This is a genomic window from Christiangramia aquimixticola (genome assembly GCF_048285835.1).
GTDB classification, from domain to species: domain Bacteria; phylum Bacteroidota; class Bacteroidia; order Flavobacteriales; family Flavobacteriaceae; genus Christiangramia; species Christiangramia aquimixticola.
Window position 1 is genome coordinate 1 of sequence record NZ_JBLVTL010000030.1, and the last position, 449, is coordinate 449.

1 protein-coding gene is annotated in these 449 nt (G+C 38.5%); it reads left to right on the forward strand.

Annotation, left to right across the window (positions count from 1 at the left end; genetic code table 11):
• Positions 1 to 289 (forward strand): MFS transporter (locus ACNKXV_RS13350; RefSeq protein ID WP_417908232.1); only part of this gene is annotated, 289 nt, incomplete at its 5' end.
• Positions 290 to 449 lie beyond the last annotated feature (160 nt).

Genomic DNA, 449 nt, shown 5'->3' on the forward strand with positions numbered 1-449 from the left:
GGGTATGGTTATGGGTGGAATCCAGTCTCTTTCTCGTTCTACCTATTCCAAACTGATTCCTCAATCTACCACTGAGAATGCTTCTTACTTTAGTTTCTTTGATGTTACAGAAAAGATTGCCATAGTTTTGGGAACTTTTACCTACGGTGTAATAGAGCAATGGACAGGTAGTATGCGTAATTCTGCTGTATCTCTTGGAGTGTTTTTTTTAGTTGGATTGGGATTTTTGATTCTGGTATCTATTCCAAGAAATTACTTTTCTGCTCAAGAAATCCCCGAACATGCTTAGGATAATCAAAGGATCAGAAGTTGCTACCCTTGATGAATTAACAGTTGTCCATCAAAGGATAAGCAGTTTTGAACTGATGGAAAGAGCTGCCCTTTCTTTTGTGAATTGGTTTACTAATCAAGCCATGTCCAAAAGTTCGAGGGTTGCGATTTTCTTTGGG